This window comes from Streptomyces muensis, assembly GCF_021474425.1.
Classification (GTDB): domain Bacteria; phylum Actinomycetota; class Actinomycetes; order Streptomycetales; family Streptomycetaceae; genus Streptomyces; species Streptomyces muensis.
In genome coordinates, this window is the sequence record NZ_JAKEIP010000322.1 from 1 (window position 1) to 8,121 (window position 8,121).

General features: G+C 73.9%; 4 protein-coding genes. 1 reads left to right on the forward strand and 3 read right to left on the reverse strand.

The genetic code is table 11. The annotated features are described in order from the left end of the window. Nucleotides 1-20: 20 nt before the first annotated feature. Both glyA and L0P92_RS39320 read right to left on the reverse strand, forming a co-directional pair. Nucleotides 21-1,403 (reverse strand): serine hydroxymethyltransferase, encoded by a 1,383-nt coding sequence (gene glyA, locus L0P92_RS39315; protein ID WP_234767932.1) that lies wholly within the window; start codon nucleotides 1,401-1,403, stop codon nucleotides 21-23. Next, entirely contained in the window at nucleotides 1,403-4,687 is a 3,285-nt protein-coding gene (locus L0P92_RS39320) for a non-ribosomal peptide synthetase (RefSeq protein WP_234767933.1), read from the reverse strand. Before L0P92_RS39320 ends, glyA begins: the two co-directional genes overlap by 1 nt. Before the next feature lie 308 nt (nucleotides 4,688-4,995). Between L0P92_RS39320 and L0P92_RS39325 the strand changes: the two genes are divergently transcribed. Further along, nucleotides 4,996-5,721, forward strand: a complete 726-nt coding sequence (locus L0P92_RS39325; RefSeq protein ID WP_234767934.1) for a hypothetical protein — start codon at nucleotides 4,996-4,998, stop codon at nucleotides 5,719-5,721. An 87-nt stretch (nucleotides 5,722-5,808) separates the two neighbouring features. Here the strand turns inward: L0P92_RS39325 and L0P92_RS39330 are convergent, their stop codons facing one another. Beyond that, entirely contained in the window at nucleotides 5,809-8,034 is a 2,226-nt protein-coding gene (locus L0P92_RS39330) for a M20/M25/M40 family metallo-hydrolase (protein WP_234767935.1), read from the reverse strand. Nucleotides 8,035-8,121: the final 87 nt, after the last annotated feature.

The window sequence follows — 8,121 nt, forward strand, 5'->3', positions numbered from 1 at the left end:
ACCCCGCACCCCGCCCCTGATCAGGCCACCGGCACCGGCGGGGCGGGCGTGGGCAGGGCGTGCTCCGGGAGCGGATGGTCCGGCAGCGGGAAGCGGGTGCACAGGGCACGCGCCCGGGCCGTCACCGCCGTGCGGACGTCCTCGTCCAGCTCGTAGTCGCGGTCACCCGACGGGCGTACGGCGTCCAGGACGGTGTGGACCAGGTCGGCGCACTCCGCCATCTCGGCGACGCCCATGCCGCGCAGTGCCAGCACGTTCGTGCCGAGCCGGACGCCGCTGGTGACGCGGGGGCCGTGCGGGTCGCCGGGGATGCTGTTCTTGTTGACGACGATGCCGCAGCTCTCCAGGGCCCGTTCGGCGATCCGGCCGGTCAGCCCGCGGCAGCCGACGTCGAGCAGCACCATGTGGGTGTCCGTGCCCCCGGTCAGCACCCGGTGGCCGTGGCTGTCCAGCTCCTTCGCCAGCGCCCGCGCCGTGGCGACGATCCGCTCGGCGCGCTCCCGGAACGCCGGCGTGGTCAGCTCGGCCAGGGCGCGGGCCTTGGCGGCCACGGTGTTGAGCCTCGGGGTGCCCTGGAGGTAGGGGAAGACGGCGTCCTCCAGCGTCGCCCGCAGGGTCCGGCCCGAGGCGGTGCGCGTCTCGGCGTCACGGCCCAGCAGGATCAGGCCGCCGCGGGGGCCGTAGAGCTGTTTGTAGGTGCTGGTCGTCGTCACATGGGCGACGTCGACCGGGCTCGGGTGCTCACCCGCGGCGACCAGCCCCGCGATGTGCGAGATGTCCGCCACCAGATACGCCCCGACCTCGTCGGCGACCGCGCGGAAGCGCTGGAAGTCGACGGTGCGCGGGTAGGAGCTGGCACCGCAGAAGATCAGCCGGGGGCGGTGCCGGCGGGCCAGCTCGGCCATGCCGTCGTAGTCGATCAGACCCCGCTCGTCGAGGCCGTAGCGGACCGGGGTGAAGAACCGGCCGCTCATCGACGCCGAGGCGCCGTGGGTGAGATGGCCGCCCGCCTTGAGGTCCATGCCGAGGACCACGTCGCCGGGCGAGAGCAGGCTGCACAGCACGACCTGGTTCGCCGTCGAGCCCGAGTGCGGCTGCACGTTGGCGTGCCGGGCGCCGAAGGCCTCCTTGGCCCGGCGCACCGCCAGCCGTTCCACCTCGTCGACCAGTTCGCAGCCGGCGTGGTAGCGGGCGCCGGGATAGCCCTCGGTGGTCACGTTGCTCGTCGCGCTGGCCTCGCAGGCCAGGACGGAGGGGTCGGCGGTGCTCGCCGCGGCCACCATGGCGAGGGTGTGCTGCTGGCGCAGCTGTTCCCGCTCCAGCAGGTCGTACAGGTCCGGGTCGCGCTCGGCCAGCAGGCGCGCGCCGTGTTGCAGCGTCCGGTCGAACAGACCCGCCGTCATCAGTGCTTCTCCTCAAGGGTGTCGAGCAGGTCATGGGTCTGCGTGGCGTCCAGGGCGCGGACCTGGAGATAGATCTCGGCGATGGCGGCGGCGTCGATCCCCGCCTCCTCGCCCGCGGCCCCGGCCAGAGCGGCCTGTCCCTCGACGGTGCTCGCGTCGAACAGGTCGCGCAGCGACACGTCCAGCCGCAGATGGTCGCTGAGGGCGTAGGCGATCTGGGTGACGCCCAGGGAGTTGCCGCCGAGCTCGAAGAAGTCGTCGTGCAGACCGACCCGTTCGGTCTGCAGCACCTCCGCCCAGATCTCGGCGATGGCCCGTTCCAGCGGTGTACGGGGAGCGACATGCGCGGCGGAGCGGCCGACCGGCTGGGCCTCGGTGCGGGCCAGCGCACGCCGGTCGACCTTGCCGTTGGCCGACAGCGGCAGCGCGTCCAGCACGGCGAAGGCGTCCGGCACCATGTGGTCGGGCAGGGTGGCCGACAGGTGCTTGCGGAGCTCGCCCACCGACGGGGCGGCGCCCTCGGCCGGGACCACGTACGCGGTCAGCCCGACGCCGTGCCCGGCCTCGTCGGACCGGACCACCGTGACCGCCTCGGCGAGATCCGGGTGCCGGCCGAGCGCGGCGTCGATCTCCCCGAGCTCGATCCGGAACCCGCGCACCTTCACCTGGTGGTCGAGCCGGCCGATGAGGTGGATCGTGCCGTCCTCGGCGTACCGGGCGAGGTCACCGGTCCGGTACAGCCGGGCTCCCTCGGGCACGCCGGGGAAGACACCCGCGTACGGGTGCGGCAGGAACCGTTCGGCGGTCAGTGCGGGCCGGTTCAGATAGCCGCGGGCCAGGCCGATGCCGCCGAGGCACAGTTCGCCGGGGACACCGACCGGGACCGGACGCAGGTCCGCGTCGACGATCAGCGCCTGCTGGTTGGCCATCGGACGGCCGTAGGGGATGTGCACCCAGTCGGCGCCGGTCTCGGTGACCCGCTGGAGGATCGAGTGGATGGAGGCCTCGGTGGCCCCGCCCATCACGATGACGTCGAGGTCGGGGAAGAGCGCGCGGGCCCGGTCCGGCAGCGGCACCGGCACCCAGTCGCCGCCCAGGAACGCCACGCGCAGCGTCGGACGGGCCGGGCGGGTGTCGCCGTAGCTGTCCACCAGGGCGTCGAGCAGCGCGGGCGCGGAGTTCCAGACGGTCACCCCGTACCGCTCGACGAGGTCGGCCCAGTGCCGCGGGTCCTTGGCGGCGTCGGCGTCGGGCAGGACCGTGGTGCCGCCCGCGGCGAGCATGCCGAGCAGTTCGTACACGGACATGTCGAAGCTGAGCGACGACAGCGACAGCACCGAGTCGCCGGGGCCGATGGACCGACCGCGGTTGAGGTCCGCGATGTTGTTGGCGGCGCCGCGATGGGTCACGGCCACGCCCTTGGGACGGCCGGTGGAGCCCGAGGTGTAGATGACGTACGCCAGGTCGGCGGGGACCGCGGCGGATCCTTCGGCCACCTCTTCGACCGTGACGGACTCCGGGACCTCGCCGGAGGCGGGGTCGATCAGCACGACGCGTACGGCGGTGTCGTCGCCGCCGGTCACGCGTCCGGTGGCCGGGTCGACGGGCAGCCGCTCCAGGTGGCCCGCGTCGGTCAGCAGTACGGCGGGGCGGGAGTCGTCGAGCATGAACGCCAGCCGCTCGGCCGGGTAGCCGGCGTCCAGCGGCACATAGGCGCCGCCCGCCTTGAGCACGCCCAGCACCGCCGTGGCCAGCGCCACGGAGCGGTCCAGGCAGATCGCCACCGGCACGTCCGGGCCGATGCCGGCGCCGCGCAGCACACGGGCCAGCCGGTCGGCGCGCGCGTCCAGCGCGGAGTACGAGATCTCGCCGCCGCTCCAGGCCAGCGCCCGCGCCTCGGGACGCTCCCGCACCTGCCGCTCGAACAACTCGTGCAGACAGGCGCCGGGCTCGTCGGCCTCGGTGGCGTTCCACTCGGCGACGGCGCGGGTGACCTCGGCGTCGGTCAGGTAGGGCAGTTCGCTCACCCTGTGGTCCGCTGCGGTGGTCGCGGCCGTCAGGAGCACCGTGTAGTGGTCCCACATCCGGCGGATCGTGGCCTCGTCGAAGAGGTCGGCCGCATACTCCACGAAGCCCTTGAACTCGCCGTCGAGCTGGCGCAGCTGGATGTTCAGGTCGCACTGGGCGCCGCCGCGCTCCACGCCCTCGGCCGAGGCGTCGAGCCCCGGCAGGCGCAGTTCCGGCTCGGGGGCGTTCTGGAGCAGGAACAGCACCTGCGTGAGCGGGTTGACGCTCAGGTCGCGCTGCGGCTGGAGCTCGTCCACCAGCCGCTGGAACGGCAGTTCCTGGTGCTCCAGCGCCTCGACCGTGGTGGCCTTGACCCGGTCGAGGAGCTGGGTGAAGGTCGGGTCGCCCGCGGTCGAGGTGCGCAGCAGCACGGTGTTGATGAAGCAGCCGATCACGCCCTCCGTCTCGGGCGTACGGGTGGCCACACCGGTGCTCACCACGATGTCCCGCTGCCCGCTGTAGTTGCTCAGCAGCAGCTGGAACGCGGCAAGCAGCGTCATGAACGGGGTGGCGCCGGACGTACGCGACAACTCGGCGACGGCGGCGGAGAGTTCGGGGGACAGCGCCACCTGGAGCTGGGCGCCGCGCAGCGACTGCACGGCGGGGCGCGGCCGGTCCAGGGGCAGTTCGAGCAGCTGCGGGGCGTCGGACATCCGCTCGCGCCAGTACGCCAGCAGGCCCTCGGTCCCCTCCTCGGCGAGCCGCTCGCGCTGCCACACCGAGAAGTCCGGGTAGTGCACGTCGAGTTCGGGAAGCTCGACCGCACGGTCCGCGGTCAGCGCCGCGTAGGCCGAGCCGACCTCCTGCATGAAGATCCCGCAGGACCACATGTCCGACACCAGGTGGTGCAGCGTGACCGCCAGGACGTGGTCCTCGGGGCCGAGGCGCAGCAGTGAGGTGCGCAGCAGCGGGCCCGCGACCAGGTCGAACGGCCCGGACGCGGCGGCCGCGAGGTGCTCGGCGAGCTCCGCCTCGGTGACGTCGGTGACCGGCAGTTCGAGTGCCACGGTCTCGTCGACCACCTGCACGGCCTGGCCGTCGACCTGGGTGAAGCGGGTCCGCAGGGCCTCGTGCCGGTCCAGCACGTGCTGGAGGGCGCGGTGCAGCGCGTCCCGGTCCAGCGGCCCGCGCAGGCGTACGGCCAGCGGGATGTTGTAGGCACTGGTGCCGGGCGTGAGCCGCTCGACGATCCACAGGCGTTCCTGGGCGGAGGCCATGGGGAAGATGGTCGGTTGCGAGGTCTGCAAGGCCGTCTCCACAGGTAGGCGTTGCGGGCGGGACGTAAGGAACTCGGCGTCGCGCGCCGCACGGTGCCGGACTGGTCCGGGGCGCTGTGCGAGGCCGCTCAGCCGTGCGGGGAGACGGCTGGGAACACCCGAGCGCTGCTCAGCGTGTCAATCGCGGCGGACCGCAGGTAGTCCGGGACATTCCTGACGGGCTCGGGGAGCGTCCGCGGGCGGCCTCCCGGGCAATCCGGTCCTAGGGTCGCCGGTATCCACCCGCCGTGCCTCTGACAGGAGTCGCCGTGCCCGCTGCATCCGTCCTCACCGTCGCCCCCGAGTTCAACGGGCCGCCCGACAGCGCGAACGGGGGCTACGCCTGCGGTCGGCTGGCCGCTCTGGCCGAGGAGTCCGGGCATCTCGCCGGGCAGGTCGCGGTGACGCTGCATCTGCCGGTGCCGCTCGGCACGCCGGTCGAGTACCGGCCGGCGGGCCGGCGCGGGCACGTCTGGCACGGGGAGGACGTCATCGCCTCGGTGGCCGCCACCAGCGAGGACGTACCCGCCCCCGCGCCGGTGGAGCCGGACCGCGTCCAGCGGGCGGAGCACGCCTTCACCGGCGTCGGCCACCCCTTCCCCGGCTGCTTCGTCTGCGGTACGCAGCGCCCGCACGACGGTCTGTCGCTGCGTCCGGGCCTGGTCGAGGGCCGGGAGGCGACGGTGGCCTGTGCCTGGCGGCCGTCGCCCGAGCTGGCCACCGAGGACGGCACGGTGCCTTCCGAGATCGTGTGGAGCGCGCTGGACTGCCCGGGCGGCTGGACGGCCGACCCGGTCCGGCAGCCGCGTCTGCTCAGCCGTATGACCGCCCGGATCACCGAGCGCCCCGTGGTCGGCGGCAGCTATGTCGTGGTCGGCTCCCTGGAGGGCGTCGAGGGGCGGATGGCGACCAACGCGACCGCGCTGTACGACGCCGACGGACGGCTGCTGGCCGCGGCGCGGGCGCAGTGGATCGCCGTGGACGTGCGGTCCTGAGGGCCGGGTGCGGCACGGGAGGCGCACCGCAGAGCACGGAAGGGGGGCGGGCTCAGTGAGCCCGCCCCCCTTCCGCGTCCGTTCTCCTCAGACCGTGAACGCCCTGGTCACCAACGTGAATCCGGAGTCAAGACCCGACCAGGTGAGGGTCGACGGCGGCGGCGTCCGCAGCGCGCCCCGCGGGAAGCCGGTCGTCTGCGCCACGGCACGCACCCGCAGCGGCCCCTTCCCCCGCACGGTCAGCGTCAGGTCGAACCCGGCGGCCGGCGGCGACAGATAGGTGTAGCCCCACGTCCAGCGGCCGTTGAGGGACTCCCGGGTGTCACCGCCGGGCAGCTCGCGGCCCTCGGCGCCGCCGCTGACGACGGTCGTGTTCCGGGTGTCCACGAACAGCATCAACTGCTCGGGGTTGCCGCCCTGAGCCGAGACATGCAGGCGGACCTCCCGGGTGCCGCCCCGCTCGCGCGAGTCCACGACCTTCAGCGTCGGCGAGGGCGCCGTCATCCGCTCCGCCGTGCCGGTGCGCCAGACGCCGGGCCACCGCATGGGCGGGAACGCGTCCTCCAACCGGGCCTCGCCGCCGTCCACATAGGGCTCCAGCCAGGCGTGCGAGCCCAGTCCCGTACTGGCCCAGCGCGCCCGGTGCGTATCGCCGTCGAGGGCGTAGACCAGGCTGACCTGGCTCGGGTGACGGCTGTCGACGCCGTCGCGGGCGACACCGGCCGCGATCACCGCGAGGCCGGTCGCCAGGGCCAGCCCCGACCGCAGGGCGAGGATCCGTGCCCGCACCCGCGGCCGGGCGCCGGTGAAGGGCAGCGGCAGGGTCGCGGCGAACAGGGCCACCATGAGCAGCGGGCCCGCGGCCATGGCCAGTCCGAGCGTCGGGAAGAGCAGCACCGCGACGGGCACCAGCAGCAGGGCGGCGGGCAGACAGGCGAGCGCCCCGGCGACCTCCCGCAGCGGCGCCTCCTCCGGCAGCCGGGCCGCGACGGCCAGACCCGCCGCGCCGAACAGCGCGGGCCACACGAACAGATACGAGGCACCCGGCGTCAGCCACGCCGTCACCACCGCCAGCCCGGTCAGCCAGCCGGTGACGGCCGCGCTCACCTCCAGGGTGCCGAACCTGCGCCGCAGCAGCGCCGCCCAGATCCAGACCACGGCCACCGCGAGCACCGCGAACCCGGCCGCCGTCACGCCCGGCCGGTACGGGTCGCCGTTGACGAAACCCGCGTAGTCCGGCCGTACCAGCAGAAGCAGTTGCCAGCCCGCCCAGCCGAGGCCGGCCGCGCCGAGCAGCGGAAGCGGAACGGTCGCCGCGGCCACGGCCACCCGACGCGCGCTCACGGCCGAGCGCCGGGAAGCCCACCACAGGGCCGCCGCGAAACCGGCCGTCGCCAGCGCCGCCAGCGGCAGCACCAGCGCACCTGGACAGCGCACCAGCAGACCGGCGAACGAGAAGTACGTGGCGTCGGAACCCTCGTCGACCGCCGCGATGTCGGCGGCGCCCAGCTTCCGGGTCGCCGCCAGCGCGGTGGAGCCGAGGTCCTGGAGCGAGCCCCGGCTGGAGTTGGCGAGGTTGTCCTGCGAGGTGTCGTAGTTCGCGGAACCGGCGACGTTGGCGAAGTTCATCCCGGTGAGCCCGGCCTGCCGGAACGCCGTGAAGTCCGTGTAGTTCGGCAGCAGCCGGTACACCTCGTACGCCAGTGAGGTGGTGACCGGCACATGGCCGGACAGGGCCGGCACCAGCGCCGAGTTGTGGGGGCCGGTCTCGAACATCACGACGCGGCCCGAGGTGCCGCGCGACTCCAGGTTCAGCACGACCGTACGGTCGGGGTCGCCCAGTTCGGAGGAGGTGGCGTAGGCCTGGGCGCCCACCATGCCGGGCTCCTCGCCGTCCGTGAACAGGACGGTGACGTCGTTGCGCGGCGCCGGGCCGGAGCGCAGCGCCCGGACGGTCTCCAGGATCGCCGCGACGCCGTGCCCGTCGTCCGTGGCGCCCGGGCCGAGCTCCACGGAGTCGTAGTGGGCCACCAGGAGCACCCGGCCGGTGGGGTCCGTACCCGGGATGGTGGCCCGGATGTTCTGCATCCGGCCGGTCACCGCCGAGCTGCGTCTCGTCTCCACCCCGACGACCGGCAGGACCTCGGGAGACAGTCCCGCCTCGCGCAACTCGGCCACCAGATAGTCGCGTACGCGGTCGTGCGCGGCGGAGCCGACGGGGCGGGGCTCGGTCGCGATCCGTTCGACATGGCGATGGGCCCGGGCGGCGGAGAACTGGCCGGCGGGCGCGTCGGCGCCGAGCGGCTCGGGCACGGAGAGGTCCGCGCCCCGGGGGGCCACCGGCCCCCCGGGCCCCACCGTCGCGGGCCCGTCTCTTTTAAAAAACAGAACCCGCCGCCC

Coding starts and splice junctions, on each gene's coding strand:
- glyA (WP_234767932.1), bottom strand. CDS start 1,403: ATGACGGCGGGTCTGTTCGACCGGACGCTGCAACACGGCGCGCGCCTG.
- L0P92_RS39320 (WP_234767933.1), bottom strand. CDS start 4,687: ATGGCCTCCGCCCAGGAACGCCTGTGGATCGTCGAGCGGCTCACGCCC.